The organism is Butyrivibrio sp. WCD2001 (genome assembly GCF_000424485.1).
Taxonomy (GTDB): Bacteria; Bacillota; Clostridia; order Lachnospirales; family Lachnospiraceae; genus Butyrivibrio.
In genome coordinates, this window is the sequence record NZ_AUJZ01000007.1 from 151,312 (window position 1) to 169,116 (window position 17,805).

The window sequence follows — 17,805 nt, forward strand, 5'->3', positions numbered from 1 at the left end:
TATTTTCGATATATCACTTATTTTATCATATCATTTATAAAAACTCAATCGTATCAAATGTTCTTACAATATCTATAAAAAGCTCGGGTTCATGCGGCTTTGGGCTAAAATACCCCTCACCTTTTCCGGGCCTTTCTCTGCCAAAAAGCTTCACCAAAATACTCTTCTTTTTCTTCCGGGTTTTTATCATCAGAAGATCTGCCGGTATATCACTGACTCTTGAATATCTTTCGCCGGCAATAGGCGCGCAGCACCTTTTAATCACTCGGCACATCTCATCTCTGAAGGCATCAGATACATTTGACCTGGAAAGCAAAACCTCCATCGTTCTTCCAAGCTGATAGATATCTGTTGCAAAGCACTCCGGTGAAAGGCCTCCGTATTGCTCGGGCGCCGCGTACCCTTTTGTACCCGCACCTGTAATACTGCTGTTTTCCATAGCCTCTTCTCTCTTATAACCCGCGTAAATCGCCGCTGTTCCGAAATCAATAAGGTAAAGCTTGCCCTCCTTAGAGGTCATGATATTCGAAGGCTTTATATCCCTGTGGATGACAGGTGTCCTAAGTTCATGAAGAGCACCCGTAATTTTGCAGATATCTGTGAAAAGTGCCTTTAGCTCATCTTCACTGCTTTCTCCAAGGTCCGCATGTTCAAGCGTAAAACCACCCAGATACTCCATAACCATCTCTCTTTCTGAAAATGATAAAGGCTCCGGGGAATACTTATATCCCGCATTTTTAAGATACCTAAGGACCCGCCATTCATTTTCAAGCTGAAGCAGCGAATTTTTCCCTCTGATTGCCCTTTTGACAACGCAGAATTTGCTTTCTCCCTGCAGAACCCCGAGGTAAACCTCAGAATTACCGCCTCTTCCTATACGCTTTTTTGCTACTACTTCACACATACCGCCGCTGCCGTGACAGGTCTCTTCTCTCCTCTGCTCCATAGCTGGCTCCTTAAGTACTCAATATTTTTTTGCATCTCGTTATTGCCAACGCACATCTGCGGGCAAAGTCTCCTATGAATTTCTGTATCTCTCTGCCTTTCAAAAAAAGCACTGTTTGCAGCTATCAAAGTGCTTCCTTCGGGAAGCCTCCCCTCGAGATAATTGTATTGTCCATGCATAATTCCATCAGCTTCCTCGAAAAGATCGGTCGCACCAAGCCTTCCGATGCGCATAACCCTGTTACATCCTCTGTTCATAGCATAGTAATTTATTCCCTTCATCACCAGCACCGTAATGTCGGGCGTACTCTTTCCAAACAGAAAGCCACTATGGCCAAACTTCTTAAACAGCCTCTGAAGAAGTGCCGGTACATCCTTATCATAGCCTTTATGTATCAGCTTTTCGGCATTTCTTATAATCCTGTCGCTTAGTTTCTTATTGGCTCCACAGGAGCTGAGCACCATTACCACCAGATCCGACCTGTCTTTTAAATGTATTCCCTTTACCAAAAGTCCGTCATTATTAAGTTTTTCTCCCGGCTCACGAAGCGTGGCCGCATAGTAATCCATTTACCACACACCCTTTCATAGTTAATTTATTAAAGAATGGAAATATATCCGCGAATCCGGATACGACTTAGAATTTTAAAAACAGAAGAAACTATATCGCAAAAAATATTTTTTGTAAAGAATATTTTTTGAACAAAATAAAAGCGCCCCTGCCCAAATTGGCAGAAGCGCAGTAACATAACGCCAATATAAAATTTTTACGCTGCATCATCAAGTGCAGAGCTCTTGATTTCCTTCTTAATGATCTCAATAGCCTTGTTCAGCTGATTGTCCGTACCATCCTTGTTGTACTTTTCATAATCAAGCGCAATCTCCACATCGGGAGTAATTCCGACACCATTAATATCTGTGCCCTTGGGTGTGAAATAATTACTGATCGTAAGCTTAACGGCAGTCCCGTCGGTGAAGGGGAAAATCCTCTGTACCACACCTTTTCCATAGGTGGTCTCGCCAACGATAGTGCCCTTGCCATAGTCCTTAATAGCTCCGGACAAAATCTCCGATGCACTGGCAGAATAACCGTTTACCATCACAACCAAGGGGATATCGATTTCATTCTTTCCATCGCACTCATAATCTTCTCTGTTGCCATCTCTATCCACCGTATATACAATATCACCCTGAGGCAGAATCTGTCTTGCGATCTGGCATACAGCGGAAAGACTTCCGCCGGGATTGGAACGAAGATCAAGAATAAGCGCCTTCATTCCTTTTGATCTAAGCTCAGTCATACCCTCTGTAAACTGTCCCGGAGTCACGGAGTCGAATTCCGTAATGCCGAGATATCCTATATCGTCTTCAAGCATCGTGGTATTAACCGTCTGGGTCTCCAGCTTATCTCTTTCAACCTCGAATTCCAGATAATCAGGCTCTCCTTCGCGGTAAATGGTAATCTTTACCTTGGTGCCGATCTCGCCGCGTATAAGCTGTACTACTTCATTCAGAGTCAGTCCCTGTACGTTCTCTCCGGCAACCTTATAGATTACATCATTTGCTTTAATGCCGATCTTTTCGGCAGGTGAATCCTTAATTGTTCCTGTTACTCTCGGAAGATTGGTGTCCTTGTCCATGCTGACATAGGCACCTATACCATAGTAAACACCCTCTGTATCCGACATCAGGTCCTCGTACTCGGAAGTGGTATAGTACTCGGAATACGGATCCTGCAGTGACGCAACGACCCCCTTGTAAATAGCATCCGCTTCAGCGGCCCGGTCAACCTCGGTCTTGTAATAGTAATTATTTATTGTATCCTCTATGACCTTAACCTTATTGATGGTATCATCGCTCATAGCGGTATTGATACTATCCTTTTTCGAACCGAAAATCGAAAAGCCCTTCGCCCTTATCACAAACAGTCCTGCAACTATCAGCACAGCAGACAGAAGAAAACCTGCTGCAAGTCCAATAAAAAGCAGACTGATCTTATTTTCCTTTGGTTCCATAGTGGTACTTCCTTTCAGTCTCAGTCAGCTCCCATCAGAGGAGTGGCTGAATAAAAATGTATCATTTCAGATAATTCCACGGGCTTACATAACTTCCGTTAAGTCTTACTCCGAAATGAAGGTGCGGTCCCGTAGATCTGCCGGTCGAACCGACAGAGCCGATTCTCTGGCCCTTAGTCACCTCAGCTCCTGTTGAAACGCTGAGCGAGGATGCATGCATATAAATCGTATACAGTCCACTTCCATGGGATATCATAACATAGTTTCCCATTGTCGAATTATAAGCAGCCGCCACAACCTTGCCGTCATAAGCCGCAAGTATGGCAGAACCGCTTGCTGCAGCGAGATCGATGCCGTTATGCATCTTCTGGATTCCCAGTGTGGGATGCATTCTCATACCATAGTTATCCGATATTCTTGTATATGAAGGACAGGGAAAAGTGAACATTCCTCCGTCATACTTTCTTGCATTCTGAGCCGCAAGCTCAGCCTTTTCTGCCTCAACAGCCTTCTCAAGAGCTGCGATTGTGGCATTTTCTTCTGCAATCTGTTTCTCATACTCCGCGATGGCAGCCTCTTTATCCTGAATGTTCGCGGAAAGCTTGGTTACTTCCGTATTCTTCTCAGCGATAAGAGTCTGAAGATTGCCTTCCTCTATGACAACCTCTGCCTTGGCTTCATCAAGAGTTTTCTTTTCCTCCTCAAGGGCCTCTTTTGTAAGAGTGGTGAGTTCCGTCTGTGCTATATACTCATCGAGCTTACCCTTGTCATAGGCTGACAGTTCCTCTATATACTCTACCTTATTAAGCATATCTGAAAAGGTCCCCGTCTCCAGTAAAAGCTGGAAGTAAAGTGTATCTCCCCTCTCATACATGAAACGGATTCGCTTTTTCATAGCTTCATACTGCTCGTTCTGGATTCTGATATCCTCCTCGAGCTCAGCCGTTGTCTCTTCTATATCTTTTTCTTTCTGTTCAATCTTATCACCGAGATCCTGTATCTTCTTCTGAATGTCATCAAGGCTTGCATCCAGCTTGGTGATATAGGAATTCAGATCCGACTTCTCTTTTTCAAGAGATTTCTTAACAGACTGCAAATCGGTGAGAGAGCTCTTCATGGAATCCCTCTCCTTCTTCGCGTCTTTGATCTGTCCCTCTTTTTCCTTTATACTCTCCGCAGTTACAGCGGCGCGCACAGGTGTCCCCGCAAAAGAAACTGTGCCTGCAAGCAGGCACAGAACCAGAACTGACCCTGTTATTCTTTTCCCAAATGTCGTACTAATCAAAATCCGGCAGCCTCCCCATAAACTCCGTTGCTCTTATACATGAAGGTGTTTGCGTACAGTTGTAACACTTCCAAGGAAACCGATTCCCACTCCTATAAGAATTGAAATAGGTGTAAGAGCTTCAAAAATCTTTCCTACCGGAAGAATATCCAGTATTGAATTAAGCATTGAAAATCTGATTGCCAGGAATTCTTTTGCCTTATTGTAGATAAAATAAATTATCACAAGCGGGAAAAGTGAACCTATAAGTCCGATAATAATACCCTCTATGACAAAGGGCGCACGTACGAAAAAGTCCGTGGCACCGATGTACTTCATGATATTTATCTCTTCTTTTCTGACCGAAATTCCTATCGTAACCGTGTTGCTGATAAGGAAAATTGAAACCAGTAAAAGGATTCCGATTATTCCGAGTGATACATATGCTATCAGGCTGTTGATTCCGCTCAGCGTGGAAGCCGTAACCTCAGATCTGTTGACCATCCTTACGCATTCTATCGATTCGAGATAGGTTACCAGCGCAGGCTGCATGGACACATCATTTAAGTAAATCTGAAGGTTCGCAGAATCCTCCAGCGGGTTCTCCGTAAAGCCGTCCGCATACTCTCCAAGGTAATCGGTTTTAAATCCCTCCCAGGCATCCAGAGCAGAAATATACTCAACTCTGCTGACCTCAGGTCTCTTTTCAATCAGAGATTTGGTCGCAAGGATTATATCCTCCGTCGTTCCCTCATTGAAAAATACCGTAACGGAAACTCCCTCCTCAGCTGTCTGAACCACATGCTGAAAATTGGTTACTATCGAATAAAATATACCAAACAGGAACAGGCAGGCACTGATTGTTGCAATTGATGCAAGCGTATACCATCTGTTACGACCAAGGTTCCTAAAGCCCTGTCCTATTGTATAGAAAAAACTACTCATCCTCATCGTGATACTCACCCTCTTCTTCGTCGTGAATCACGACGCCTTTTTTCATAGTAATAACGCGCTTGTGCATTGCGTTAACAATCTCCCTGTTGTGCGTAACAACAATTACCGTCGTCCCGTTAAGGTTGATCTGCTCCATGAGCTTCATGATCTCCCAGGTATTACCGGGATCGAGGTTACCCGTAGGCTCATCCGCAAGAAGTATCTCCGGTTTATTTACAATAGCTCTTGCAAGGGCAACTCTCTGCTGCTCTCCGCCTGCAAGCTGAGTTACCTTACTCTTGTATTTTCCTGCAAGTCCCACCATTGCGAGAACCGAAGGAACATTTCTCTTGATATCTCTGTTGGACTTCTGGATTATTCTCTGAGCAAAAGCGACATTTTCATAGACATTTCTGTCCTTAAGAAGTCGGAAATCCTGGAATACTATTCCAAGCTTTCTTCTGAACTTCGGAATGTTTCTGTGTCTCATTCTGCCAAGGTCCTGTCCCATAACGGTGATAGTTCCGTCAGAAGGAACAAGCTCCCTCAGAAGCAGCTTTATCAGGGTGGATTTACCCGATCCGCTGTCTCCTACTATAAAAACAAATTCACCCTTCTTTATGTGAAGGGTGACTCCATTTAAAGCTGGTGCTCCCGTAGAATAAGATTTTGTCACGTTATCGAGCGTGATGATCTCATCCTCCGAAACTGGTCCGGCGGCACGTTTTCTTCTGTAAACTTTTTCCATACTTATTACTCCTACTACTTAACTGTATCGCGATCCTACGGATTCTTAGTATCGCTCCATGTATTTCATGTATCGTACAACCATCAGTGCAATCTTGAATGTGATGGCGTCATCGAATACACGAAGATCAAGACCTGTACTCTTTTGGAGCTTATCAAGTCTGTAAACCAGAGTGTTTCTGTGAATAAACAGCTGTCTGGAAGTCTCTGAAACATTGAGGTTATTTTCAAAGAACTTATCAATCGTCGCAAGTGTCTCCTGATCGAATCCATCGGGATTTTTACCGCCGAATATCTCACGGATAAACATCTTGCAAAGCGGGATGGGCAGCTGATATATAAGTCGTCCGATGCCAAGCTCCCCATAGCTTATAACCTTGCGCTCATCGAAGAAAATTCTTCCTACGTCGAGCGCCATCTTGGCCTCTTTATATGAACGGCTGACTTCCTTAATCTCTCCTACAACAGTACCGATGGCAATATGAACATTGGTTATGCCAAGGGACTCAAGATGCTCCTGGAGCTCTCCCGCAGACTTTGAAATCTCTTCGGGTTTGCTGTATTCGGACACATCCTTAACGACAATAACATTGTCCTCATCCACTTCTGTCACAAAATCCCCGCCGTTACCGGTGCCATGAGTTCTTATAAGCTCAAGCACATTGTTCTCACGAACCTTATCCGCGGAAACAATCATGGTTACACGCCTGGAATCGGACGGAATGTGAAGTTTCTTAGCTCTACTATATATATCCACCAGAAGAAGGTTGTCAAGGAGCAGGTTCTTGATGAAATTGTCCTTATCAAACCTCTCTTTATAAGCAACAAGCAGTCCCTGGATCTGATATGCGATCATCTTGCCAATAGTATAGGTGCTCTCACCGCTTCCCGCAGCGATCAGTATATACTCGAGCTGCTGCTCATCATATACTTTGAAAAACTGATAGCCCTGCACTTCCTGAGAATCAGCAGGTGATCTGACAAAATCACGAACAGAATCACCCATGTTTGTAAAGTCGGGTCTTGTTGCGGCAACCTCGTTTCCATCTACGTCAAGTACGCATAAATCCACATGTGCTATGCCTTTTAAGCCGTCTATGGTATTTTGAAGGATCTGATTTGAAATCATAATTAATCTCCCAAAATTATTTTTTCATTGTTCTTATTTTATTCTACTCGATAAATGCATAAAAATCCACAAATTTTATCTGTTTTTTTGTTGATTTTCCATAATAATTATTGAGGATGTTTTTTCCGATATAAGAAATGGATAAGGATACATGTGCGGTGGTGTGATCGTACGCCAAAGCAGTACCCAAAAACGCCTAAGGAGGTGCCTATGGACATACCTGAATTATCAATGGCTTTATCGGCAAGCAAGCTTCAATCTGACTGGGGAACAGCTATGCTCTCCAAGAATCTTGACGCTCTGCAGGATGTCGGCAACACCATTGAAGAAATGATCGATGTGTCCGCCCTCGAAAGGTCAGTCAACCCGAACCTGGGTGGCACAATCGACATCCGGCTGTAAATTCAGCCACGAACGGACACCCCACACATATCATATTATTGTTTCAGCCTCGTTACGCAGAGCGTATAATCGGCTGAAAAATAACACGATATGTGTGGGGTGTCCTGTTTCTTGCCTTTATTATCCCCTCATCCTTATCTCATCTGTGCCAATCTCGATTCTGCCTTCCTTGAGGAGGTGGCCGATGGCGCGTTTGAATTCGTTCTTGCTCATGGACATTTCGTCGCGGATGAGTTGGGGGTCGGCTTTGTCGGTGAAAGGAAAGCGGCCGCCGTTTTCCTGCATAGCTTCGAGGATAGCCTCCGCATCAGAGCCGATCTGAAGATATGCTTTCTCGCGAACACTGAGAGTGAGCTTTCCGTCGTCGCGAACCTCTACCACTCTGGCGGTTATCTCATCGCCGATCTTGATATCTCCGTACAACTCCTTCTTGGGAATGAGAGCTGAGAAAATATCGTCAACAGCCACGAAAACTCCGAAGTTTGAACTGGTCTCATAGACCGTTCCGCGAACTCTGTCATCCTTGTGATAAGGGCTGTCGGTTCTAAGGAACTCATATACATTCATAGTAACCGCAAGTCTTCCGGATTTATCCACATAAAGGGCACAGAGAACACTCTCGCCCTTCTTCACTTTTCTGGTCTGCTCTCTGAAGGGAAGAAGCACGTCCTTCTCAAGCCCCCAATCCATAAATGCTCCGATTTTTCCTACATCGGTGACAGTGAGCATATTGACGTCGCCCAGCATGAGCTTGGGAGTCTTGGTCGTGGCGATAAGTCTGTCATCCGAATCCTTGTAAAGGAAAACGGTAAGCTTATCTCCTATCTCGGAGCCCTCGGGCACCTGCTTTTTTGGCAAAAGCACTTTGTCCTCGTCGCCCTGCTTCTCTGCAAGGTAAACTCCGAAATCCACCTGTTTAATAATTATCAGTTCCTGTTTTTCTCCGATTCTTAACATTTCTATAATCCTTTTATTTCTATTATTGCATATGGTTTGCCGGCATCATCGTTTATATACGTGAGATAGCTGTCTTCCCCCACATAAACCACCGGTTGTACCTCATCTCCCAGATGCGCCTGCTGCCTGTACTCCGCTCTTATCTGAATCTTTTCCCTACTCTTGGCGAGTTTACGAAGCTTATCAAGATCATTTTTCTCCGCCACATAATCGAAAGCCTGAAGCGCAATACGTATGTACTGCCCGTTGTTCACATGAAGGTTTGAATCAAGATGATGCATTCCTATGATTTTCGAAGGAGCCTTATATATCGCTGCACCCTCCACCGGGCGAATCTTTCTTGAAGCGTAGTCCATGGGGAGCTTCTCATCAAGAGGATAGGTAGCAATTATATCATCGTCTATCCTAACCGGTGTCCCTTTTTCCATATTGATCAGTGTCCACACGGAATTCGCAACCGCAAGCCTCTCGCCATCCTCGGTATCCATATAAAAATTTCTGAGTCCGAAAAATCCGTTAAGCTCATAGGGTACGGTACCCGTCACAACCCTTTCGCCAAGCCCCGGCAATCTGTTCACCACCACCTGCCAGCTGTTTAAAACCCAGGCCGTTCCCTTTTTTGCCATCTCCTCTATGGTCGCAGGACCTTCCTGTGTCTGAAAAGTCGAGCAGTCCTGGAAATAATCTATAAGCGATTCAAATGTAAGATAATTTTCTATATCCGTTTCCGAATACCGTATTCTTGAATTAAATGAGTACATTTTTTTAAATCCTCTTCTTAATTATCATAGCACAAATCGCTGCCGTTAGCGGCATAAGCATCACAACGCAGTATTCGTACCTAAAGTCCACCACCGGAGCTGCTATAAGGAGCGTAAGCACAAGCGCTGCCTGCAGCATCACAAATACCGAAAGCTTTCCGCCCATAGTCTTTTTCTTCCAGAGCATCATAAAAAGAACAAAAACCACAAGCCATGTGTAAGCTCCGGCGCACCACAGCATCCCGTAAAGCGGCACAAAGCTTCCGAGCTTGATAAGAATTTCCTTTCCCTTTACAACCGCTTTTCCTCCTATAAGAGGCGTAGGCACAAGCCCATAGGAATTGCCCATTATGCCGTCGATATTTCCCACGTCATAGGAAACATCAGGATACACGTATCCGCCCTCAAGGTCAAACCAGGCTCTTATATAATGCACAGGATGCGCCAGTCCAAGCCGCATCCACAGCCCAAGATAGGCACCTTTGTTATTCTCGATAACCTCGGGATGCCCTGCCCTTACAAGTTCCTTGATATTATCCGCAAAATCCGGAGCATAAAGCTCATGGATATAGGTAGTGTCTATGACCGCCTCCACAAGTTCCCTGTCACCGGAAGATAATTCCTCATCCTCCACCAGAACTCTCGCCACCTGCTGAAGAGGCAGTGATAGCGATTCCGTAAAATCAGGCTGCACGATGCCCACAGCATTCATAACAGGTCCCTTTATCAAAAGGGCAATCACCACTGCGGCTATTACAGAGACAAGCGCCTGCCTCATATTTTTCCTGAAACCATATATGAAAAACGGCGCACATACCAAAAATGCATACCAACCGTTCGATCTGAAAACAGACATCAAAACCGAAAGAACTGCAAAACCGGCGAAATCCATGGCTCCCGGATTTTCCTTAAAGCTCATCTCACAGAGCCTGCATCCAAGCAGCATAACTATCCCCGCAAATGGAATGTCCTTCCAGATGGTAACTGAAAACACCGCATTAAACGGTACCAGTGCAAAGAATGCAAGAGATAAAAAAGCAGGGACAGCTTTTCCCGTAACCCTTTTTACCTGTACCACTACTCTCGAACAGCAAATAGCAAAAAAGATCATCTGTGCCACTGTATAGAAACTTATCGCTTTATTCACATCACCCGTGACCGACATGCCAAGCTTATAAAACAGTGCTATCAACATCGTATGCGCTATCGGATGATGATTGGAAAGTGGATTCACTCCGATAACCTGCTCATATTGCACGATGGAATCTGCGGTCATGATCCCGGGATATTCATATAGAAAGTATGGGAGCCAGCACAGAAAGCAAATCGCTGCGGCCAAAAAGAAAACTGCTGTGTCACTAAGAGTATTTACCCCGGTGCCTGCCTTTTCTGCAATCTCGTCATCACCTTTTGCAGGACCCTCTTTCGGAATAGGAAACGGATTCCCAACCTTCAAAACCAGCTGAAACACCCTGAAATACGAAAGGAAAATTCCCACCAGCATAATTGCAATTCCGAGAAGCCTGAACAGGGCACTGTCAAAACGAGCCACCGATCTTTTCCCGTACAAAAATATCACTGCTGCCGTCAATAACGCGGACATCGCATATATAGGCAAAAAGAGCTTCCGCTTTCTGTTTTTCCTCACCTTCACCCCAATCGCACAAAACAGCGCAAAAAAGACAAGTGTCAGCGGGTTTCTGACTGTGATCCCCAGCATGAGCTGAAGCCCCCAGGTGCACAAGAATGCCACAAGAGCATTATTCAATTCTTTTTTCTCCAAAACTTCCATATCTGTTATAATCCTTGTAGAAATAGCGGGCCGAAAGGAACTACATTATCGCATGAACAGTCAAAACTTACCATCAGACAACACAATAAAAGTCCATGAGCTTATTTACTACATATATTTCCTTTTGCTTTTTGGCGCAAGAGCCATCGGACTCTATGACGGACAGCCCGTTTACAACGCCTGCCTTGTCCTTGGCATGCTCGCTTTTATCATCAAAATCGCGGCCACAAGGCATACACTTTACGAATACATCGCAGGAATTGCCTTTCTGGGAACCGGCGCACTGACCTACCTCTGCTCCGGGGAAAAAGGTCTCCTTATCTACTTTACCATGATGCTCGGCATGAAGGGTATACGTGAAAAAAAGGTTGCAAAGCTGGGACTCATCATCCTTTCCGTCTCCTACTTTGTCCTCTACCTGCTCTCCGTCACCGGCATCATCACCGAGTTAAATCACATAAACAATCGCAGCGGCTACGGATTTCTCCTCCGTCATTCTCTGGGATACCCTTATCCCAATACTGCGCATACAACGCTTCTCATACTGATAATCTTCTTTTTCTATCTCTATGAAGCCAAAAATCTCAGAAGCCTCCTTAAGGCTTCTGTTATTGCTATGCTCCTTAACCTGTATGTGTATCTTTATACCGTAAGCCTCACCGGACTCATATCCATCAGCTTATATCTTATTATAAACATATATTTACAGCTTAGAAGAAATCGCACCAAAGCAGAAAATGCACTTATTTTACTTCTCTTTCCCGCGATAGTTATCTTCTCGATAGCAGGACCTCTCCTTGCAACCGGAAGTGCTTTCGAATTCATGAACAAACTCCTTCACAAGCGCTATGAATTCGCTCTGTATTTTCTGACCACTGAAAAGATAACACCCTTCGGTTCATATTTTAAAGCACCGCCCACCAACTGGTATATGCTCGACAACTCCTTCCTGTATCTGTTTTTGCAGCTTGGAGTGGTACCTTTCGCTCTGGTCTGCGCTCTCTATATTATGTGGATCGGAAATCTCGTAAAGGAAAACAAACCCCGGGAGCTGGCAGTCATCATCACCTTCTGCTTTATCGGAATGAGTGATCCCTTCCTGTTTAACCTAAGCTTCAAGAATCTGACCTTCATATTCCTTGGCGCTTACCTTTATGATTCTCTGAAAAAAATGGAGAACACGCTTCCCGCCGCACTGAGCAAGGAAATAATTATCCTTCCGTTTGGCGAAAAAGAAATATCTGCTTTCAAAAGCAGATTTGCTTTTCCCGGAAAAATCCTGTCAAAAAGCTTTTATGAAATCAGCATACATCTCGTAAGGTATGCGCTTATTATCGCAGTAATCGGGCTTATCGGGTGCGCTTTTTATACAAAAACTCACACTGAGCCCAAGGTTCTGTATGTTGAAACCGAAATCGCAGATCCTTATTTCAATCACAAGAACATCGAAATGACTCCGACCGACGTCGATGCCGCTCTTGCAGCCGGTGACCTCGTCGTAGGATATGACAGTGAAGATCCCACTATGTATGTGTTCAAGAAAAGTGCTCCGCATATGGAATATATACGAAGCACTCTGACCTTCGGTATCTGGGCCGGTCTTATTGCGGCTCTGATAATATCAGTTATCGGATCCGCCCGCAAACGATGAGATTTCTCTTACATACTCATCGTAGTCTCTAATGTATTCATTTGCGTCATAGTGCTCGCTTGCAAGGACAAGCAGCACGGAATCGGCGCTGAAATCGTACATCTCCTTCCAAACCATGTTAGGAAGATATATTCCGGTATTCGGTCTGTTCAGACAGAAAATCGTCTCATTCCCCGCTCCGTCCATAACCTTAACCTTACTGGTTCCCGCCACGTTTATAAGCACAAACTCAGTCCTCTTATTCGCGTGCTGACCGCGGACAACGGTTGCGTCACTTCCATACATATAGAAGGCTCTCTTTATATCGAAAGGGATATCCTTCCCACCTTCCACGATGACAAGCTGACCTCTCTCATCACCCATGTCCTTGAATTCTATCATCTTTACGCGGTCCATATGATTAAGCATAACTAAACTCCCACACGTCAATAATTGAACGAAACTTAATACTTTTTTAATTGAAAGACTCTTTATATAAGACTAAAATTATAAAAGAGGCTACGTTACATTATAAATTAAGATTGGGGGTTTGTGCAATTTAAGCACAAAGGACAGACATGAATTTCTTCAAAAAATGCATAAACCAGAAATGGTTTCCTTACACAGTGGCATCCTGTTCCGCAGTACTTGTTTATCTTGGCGTGTCACACATTAACCTGCTGTTTAAAGGAATAGCTGTACTCGGGAAATATTTTTCACCGGTAATAACTGGACTGATCCTGGCATATGTTCTGCATCCGCTTGTTGCCTTTTTCGAAAGGACTATCCTTTCAGGAATAAAACAAAACGGAATAAGAAGGTCTCTGGCAATACTTCTCTCTGTCATGGTTGTACTGTTGTTTATCGCAATACTGATGATTGCCCTGATTCCTCAGCTTGTAGACAGTATTACGACTTTTGTGTCAAACCTGGACAGCTATGCACGTTCGTTGGAAAACCTGCTCAATAACTTAAATGTCCAGGCAGGTAACTTCCATATCAACCTTTCCGGAATCATAGGCAAGATCAATACCTTCCTGTCGCAGTTTGCACAGAAGCTCCCTCAGGCCATGTCCCAGATAATAAATGTATCTGCCGGCATAGGTAAGGGATTCTTCAACTTTATCCTTGGCTCTATCCTCGCCCTGTACTTTCTTGCAGGCATGGAAAAGCTGCAGGCCGGAAGTGTCAGACTTATGAAGGCATTTATTCCTGACAGCTTTTATCAGAGAATGAGCACATTCTGGAGCACCTGCAACGATATCCTGAAGCGCTACATCGCAGGAGATCTTCTGGATGGACTCATCGTCGGAATAGTAAACTGGTTCTTCATGACAGTGACCGGCATGTCCTACTCAGTGCTGATCTCACTGTTTGTCGGAGTAACCAATCTCGCACCTACCTTCGGACCCATAGTCGGTGCCATTATAGGTGCTTTCATCCTGGTTTTGGTAAATCCTATACATGCACTTATCTTCCTCATCTTCACGATAGTGCTGCAGACAGTTGACGGATATATTATCAAACCCAAGCTTTTCGGAAATACACTTGGCGTCTCAGCCGTTTGGATACTTGTTACTTTGGTAGTCGGCGGGCGCATGTTCGGCGTTGCCGGAATCATGCTTGCCATTCCGTTTGCCGCTATCTTTAACTTTACATATCAGAATTGGATTCAGAAAAGAGAGGCTGCTCTTGCCGATAAAGCAGAACCCCCTGAAGAGGAATAATTATGAAGGTAGAGGAGTACACTTATCAGGAACTTAAGCACATGCTCGATTACATGAAGCGGATGTACGATACCGTCCGCCTCGTTGACCCTGTCGAATGCCGTGTGATCAGTGTGGACACCTCAGGAGAACTCCACTACGAAAAGGAGTGTTATTCCGCATGGAATGCCGCTTCCCGCTGTTCCAACTGCACCAGCTACAGAGCGGTTATGAGCAGTCAGCGCCAGACCAAGGAAGAGGTGTATGACGGTCACAGGTTCTTAGTACAGTCTATTCCGATAAAACTGGTACTCCCGGACAGAAATAATTTTTCCTGCGTAATGGAACTGATCACTGTCGATGACAAGGAAGGCGAGACATTACCGCCTACTCATCAGATATTAACCGGTGAGGATGAAAAACAGGTCTCCCAGGGCATGACAGAGACCGATTATCTCGTTACTCACGACCTTCTCACAAGACTCAATAACCTTGACGGAATCTGCCGCGAGGTCAGAAGAATTCTTGTGGAGGATCCGGATACCAGAAGAGTTCTTATCACGGGAGATATCCGTCACTTCCGCACCCTCAATGAACGCTACGGTGTTCAGAGAGGCAATGAAGTCCTGATTGCCATCGCTGATATGCTACGAAGAAACTGCGGCGAGGATACTGTTTACGGCAGAACCCACGCGGATCACTTTGTTCTTTGCATGCCTGAAGAACGATTCGATGAGGGCGTTTTTATGAACGCTGTGGAAGAAATAGGACAGATGATAGACACAGAGAATTATCACCTGTTTTTCCATCTCGGAGTTTTCAGGATTGATGATCCCGATATCCCGGTAACTGTTATGATAGAGCGTGCAGACCTTGCTCTTAAGTCCCTTCACGACAGAAGAGAAAACGTTCTGACTTTCTATACCAATAAGCTCCTTAAACAGGCTGAAAATGAAATAGAATTCCTGAACGCCTTCCCCAAAAATCTTGAGGACGGTCAATTCCATATTTTCCTTCAGCCGATTTTCGATCAGCAGCAGCGTGTAACAGGAGCCGAGGCTCTGACCAGATGGATAAAGCCCGATGGCTCGATTACTCCGTCGGATAAATATATTCATATCCTTGAAAAGAATGACAATATAGCAAAACTCGACTGCGAGAACTGGGAGCGCGTTATGAAACAGCTTCGCTCCTGGCAGGCCACGGTGAGAGACCACCTTGTTATCTCGGTGAATGTATCTCCGAAAGATCTCTTCTACATGGATGCGCTCAAAAAGGTCAAGGAACTGGTACATGCTTACAGCGTTGATCCTAACAAGCTTATCCTTGAGTTTTCAGAGAGAGATCTTATGAATGACACAGAGCTTCGACTTGAGATCCTGAACAAATTCAGGGCAGAAGGCTTTAAGGTAGCGATAGACAATTTTGGCGCAGGTGATTTCTCCATAAATATGTTAAAAGAGCTCCAAGCCGACTATGTAAAACTGGACAAGTCCTTCATCGACGATGCCTTAGCGAATCCCCGGAGCAAGATCGTACTTGAAGCCTGTGTAAAGCTTATCCATCAGCTTGGCATGAAGGTTGTGGCAGAGGGTGTTGAAACACAGATGCAGTTCGATTACCTGAAATCCATCGACTGCGATAGATTTCAAGGTTATTATTTTACCCCGGCCATTCCAATCCAGGAATTCGAAGAGAAGTATTAAAATGAAAACGCCCCGTGCATTGCACGGGGTTTACTATTACCGCAAGGAGATGCGGGCCACATCATAAATTATTAATGGCAGGTGCTGGTACATCATGAAGAGGATGTGCACCGTAATGGGTACGTATATGTTTCTGGTCCAGAAGAATGCTACTGCGTAGGGAAGGGCAAGCACCATGGCTTCCACAACACCAAGGGGCAGATAAGCATAACTGAAACCGCAAAGTATAAGTCCCAGTGAAAAGCTCACAAGAGCTGATGTACAGGAATCAAAATTCATTATTGCTTTTCTGAAGAACAGTTCCTCTGAAATAGGACAGAGAAAAAGAATTGTTATGGCATACAGGAATTCTCCGATATAGCTGTTTTCCCAGGTAATACCATAGGTTCCGTCCAGCGCTCCGATGAAACTGGGCTGGATGAGACGGAACTTTATCATGTAGCAAGCCTGCGCTGCTAAGACAGTAAGTGCAACGGGTATCCAGAATTTCTTGATACTCTTAAAATTTTGCGTATATTCTCTGATTGAAAAATCTCTGGCGAAATAAACAGCCAGTACCAGATAGAACACAAAAAATATGTAAAGCGTCTTAAACGGCTTTATTATACAAAATATGATAAAAAGCACTTCCCATATAATCGGAAAGGCCAAATTCTTAATCTGAGATTTCACAACCCACCTCTAAGTGTATAATATCTGATTGATTATACCACATTACTCCGAAGTCTGCTCAAATACGGTAAAAAAAATCCTCAGAGGAACTCTCTGAGGAAAAACTGGGCTAGTAGGATTCGAACCTACGAAATGACGGAGTCAGAGTCCGTTGCCTTACCGCTTGGCGATAGCCCACCGACAAGATTGTATTATACGTATGTTTATCCATTAATGCAAGCACTTTTTTTAAATTTTTATAATTTTATTTTTCGGTTTCCTAAAACACTATTCCATAAGCCAATTTTCGCATTATTTTCAAAAAAGGTGTTTGAAATTTAATTATACATGTATTATTATAATTCAGACGAGGACGTCAATTTTGACGCCCTCGTTTTTTTGTTTTTTCAGGAAAGGGTGATTCTTATGTTACGCGAAGCAAAATATGTAAATGCAATTTATAAAAGCGGAAGCTTTTCAAAGGCTGCTGCGGCTCTGTTTATTTCCCAACCCTCTCTCAGCGCCACTATAAGGAGGCTGGAAAATGAACTTGGGACCACCAGCTTTTATTGCTGCTATTCACTTCCGATACATCTCAATCCATTCCGCAGCAAGTATCCCAACATAAGTATCAACCTGAATGAAAATACCAGCAGTGAAGAGATGATCAAAACACTCCGCCTGGGCCAGATTGATTTTGCTTTGAGCAGTAATCCTGTAGGCTTTGAAGAATTCAAAAAACTCTTCTTTCTTAAGAAACAGCTTATTCTCGCTGTCCCCGGTGCCTGGGAGGTAAATGACAGCCTTATAGACTATCAGCTTTCCTTTAAGGATGTCCTTAACGGAAGGCAGCGAAGCCAGACCTGTCCCAAGGTATGGAATTGACAAGTGATATTCCCGATACTGCTTCCTCACCGGCTCCCGATACCATGATCATGTCTGCCATGCCTACCGTAACTGCCAGGAGCTGTTCTATTACCATCGGGATGATCAGCTTCATAAGTTTTTCTCTGCTAAACATTTCCTGCTCTCCTCCCTGTCAAACTTTCCGAATCTTTATAACAAAAAAGGCGCCGGATGTTTTATCTCCGACGCCGTTGTCTTTGCTATGGGTGTATTATATGGGCATCTGTTTTGTATGACAAATACCTGTTAATTTATACCTCA

18 protein-coding genes and 1 tRNA gene are annotated in these 17,805 nt (G+C 44.2%); 5 read left to right on the plus strand and 14 right to left on the minus strand.

The window, feature by feature from the left end; translation table 11 throughout:
• Positions 1-34: 34 nt before the first annotated feature.
• The 7 genes from G630_RS0108400 to G630_RS0108430 form a co-directional block, all read right to left on the minus strand.
• A complete protein-coding gene (locus tag G630_RS0108400) occupies positions 35-946 on the minus strand; it encodes a serine/threonine protein kinase (protein WP_081667841.1) in 912 nt (303 codons plus the stop codon).
• Positions 892-1,515: a hypothetical protein gene (locus G630_RS0108405; RefSeq protein WP_026498324.1), complete on the minus strand. Its 624-nt coding sequence runs from the start codon at positions 1,513-1,515 to the stop codon at positions 892-894. Before G630_RS0108405 ends, G630_RS0108400 begins: the two co-directional genes overlap by 55 nt.
• A 197-nt stretch (positions 1,516-1,712) precedes the next feature.
• Positions 1,713-2,960, minus strand: coding sequence for a S41 family peptidase (locus G630_RS21245; protein ID WP_044958997.1), 1,248 nt, complete (start codon positions 2,958-2,960; stop codon positions 1,713-1,715).
• Positions 2,961-3,021: 61 nt separating this feature from the next.
• Positions 3,022-4,245, minus strand: a complete 1,224-nt coding sequence (locus G630_RS0108415) for a murein hydrolase activator EnvC family protein (protein WP_022760337.1) — start codon at positions 4,243-4,245, stop codon at positions 3,022-3,024.
• Between the two features lie 33 nt (positions 4,246-4,278).
• Positions 4,279-5,175, minus strand: coding sequence for a permease-like cell division protein FtsX (gene ftsX, locus G630_RS0108420; RefSeq protein ID WP_022760338.1), 897 nt, complete (start codon positions 5,173-5,175; stop codon positions 4,279-4,281).
• Positions 5,162-5,851, minus strand: a complete 690-nt coding sequence (gene ftsE, locus G630_RS0108425; protein WP_026498326.1) for a cell division ATP-binding protein FtsE — start codon at positions 5,849-5,851, stop codon at positions 5,162-5,164. Before ftsE ends, ftsX begins: the two co-directional genes overlap by 14 nt.
• Before the next feature lie 99 nt (positions 5,852-5,950).
• A complete protein-coding gene (locus tag G630_RS0108430; RefSeq protein WP_026498327.1) occupies positions 5,951-7,033 on the minus strand; it encodes a PucR family transcriptional regulator in 1,083 nt (360 codons plus the stop codon).
• A 210-nt stretch (positions 7,034-7,243) separates the two neighbouring features.
• Here G630_RS0108430 and G630_RS0108435 point away from each other — a divergent pair, with 210 nt between their 5' ends.
• Positions 7,244-7,435, plus strand: coding sequence for a YjfB family protein (locus G630_RS0108435; protein ID WP_022760341.1), 192 nt, complete (start codon positions 7,244-7,246; stop codon positions 7,433-7,435).
• 120 nt (positions 7,436-7,555) lie between these two features.
• Here G630_RS0108435 and G630_RS0108440 read toward each other — a convergent pair whose 3' ends face one another.
• Genes G630_RS0108440 through G630_RS0108450 form a run of 3 tightly spaced genes read right to left on the minus strand, consistent with a single transcriptional unit; the run spans position 7,556 to position 10,945 of the window.
• Positions 7,556-8,392 carry a CvfB family protein gene (locus tag G630_RS0108440; RefSeq protein WP_026498328.1) on the minus strand — a complete coding sequence of 279 codons (837 nt, stop codon included), beginning with the start codon at positions 8,390-8,392 and terminating at the stop codon, positions 7,556-7,558.
• Between the two features lie 2 nt (positions 8,393-8,394).
• Complete coding sequence (locus tag G630_RS0108445) at positions 8,395-9,153, minus strand: acyl-[acyl-carrier-protein] thioesterase (RefSeq protein ID WP_026498329.1); 759 nt, start codon at positions 9,151-9,153, stop codon at positions 8,395-8,397.
• Positions 9,154-9,157: 4 nt separating this feature from the next.
• Entirely contained in the window at positions 9,158-10,945 is a 1,788-nt protein-coding gene (locus tag G630_RS0108450) for a DUF6020 family protein (protein WP_026498330.1), read from the minus strand.
• 52 nt (positions 10,946-10,997) lie between these two features.
• On the opposite strand from G630_RS0108450, the gene G630_RS0108455 reads away from it, so the two are divergent.
• Positions 10,998-12,596, plus strand: a complete 1,599-nt coding sequence (locus tag G630_RS0108455; protein ID WP_026498331.1) for a hypothetical protein — start codon at positions 10,998-11,000, stop codon at positions 12,594-12,596.
• On the opposite strand, the gene G630_RS0108460 is transcribed toward G630_RS0108455, so the two are convergent.
• On the minus strand, positions 12,567-13,004 hold the full coding sequence (locus G630_RS0108460) for a sugar 3,4-ketoisomerase (RefSeq protein WP_022760346.1): 438 nt from the start codon (positions 13,002-13,004) through the stop codon (positions 12,567-12,569). The two genes, G630_RS0108455 and G630_RS0108460, sit on opposite strands and share 30 nt — an antisense overlap.
• 149 nt (positions 13,005-13,153) lie before the next feature.
• On the opposite strand from G630_RS0108460, the gene G630_RS21250 reads away from it, so the two are divergent.
• Complete coding sequence (locus G630_RS21250) at positions 13,154-14,302, plus strand: AI-2E family transporter (protein WP_022760347.1); 1,149 nt, start codon at positions 13,154-13,156, stop codon at positions 14,300-14,302.
• 2 nt (positions 14,303-14,304) lie between these two features.
• A complete protein-coding gene (locus G630_RS0108470) occupies positions 14,305-15,987 on the plus strand; it encodes an EAL domain-containing protein (RefSeq protein WP_022760348.1) in 1,683 nt (560 codons plus the stop codon).
• 36 nt (positions 15,988-16,023) lie between these two features.
• On the opposite strand, the gene G630_RS0108475 is transcribed toward G630_RS0108470, so the two are convergent.
• A complete protein-coding gene (locus G630_RS0108475; RefSeq protein WP_155829103.1) occupies positions 16,024-16,557 on the minus strand; it encodes a CPBP family intramembrane glutamic endopeptidase in 534 nt (177 codons plus the stop codon).
• A gap of 206 nt (positions 16,558-16,763) precedes the next feature.
• Positions 16,764-16,836: transfer RNA gene (locus G630_RS0108480), tRNA-Gln, on the minus strand.
• A gap of 228 nt (positions 16,837-17,064) precedes the next feature.
• Here G630_RS0108480 and G630_RS0108485 point away from each other — a divergent pair.
• Positions 17,065-17,523, plus strand: a complete 459-nt coding sequence (locus G630_RS0108485) for a LysR family transcriptional regulator (protein WP_026671166.1) — start codon at positions 17,065-17,067, stop codon at positions 17,521-17,523.
• Here the strand turns inward: G630_RS0108485 and G630_RS24650 are convergent.
• Positions 17,477-17,659, minus strand: a complete 183-nt coding sequence (locus tag G630_RS24650) for an MATE family efflux transporter (protein WP_155829106.1) — start codon at positions 17,657-17,659, stop codon at positions 17,477-17,479. The genes G630_RS0108485 and G630_RS24650 overlap by 47 nt on opposite strands.
• Between the last annotated feature and the right edge of the window lie 146 nt (positions 17,660-17,805).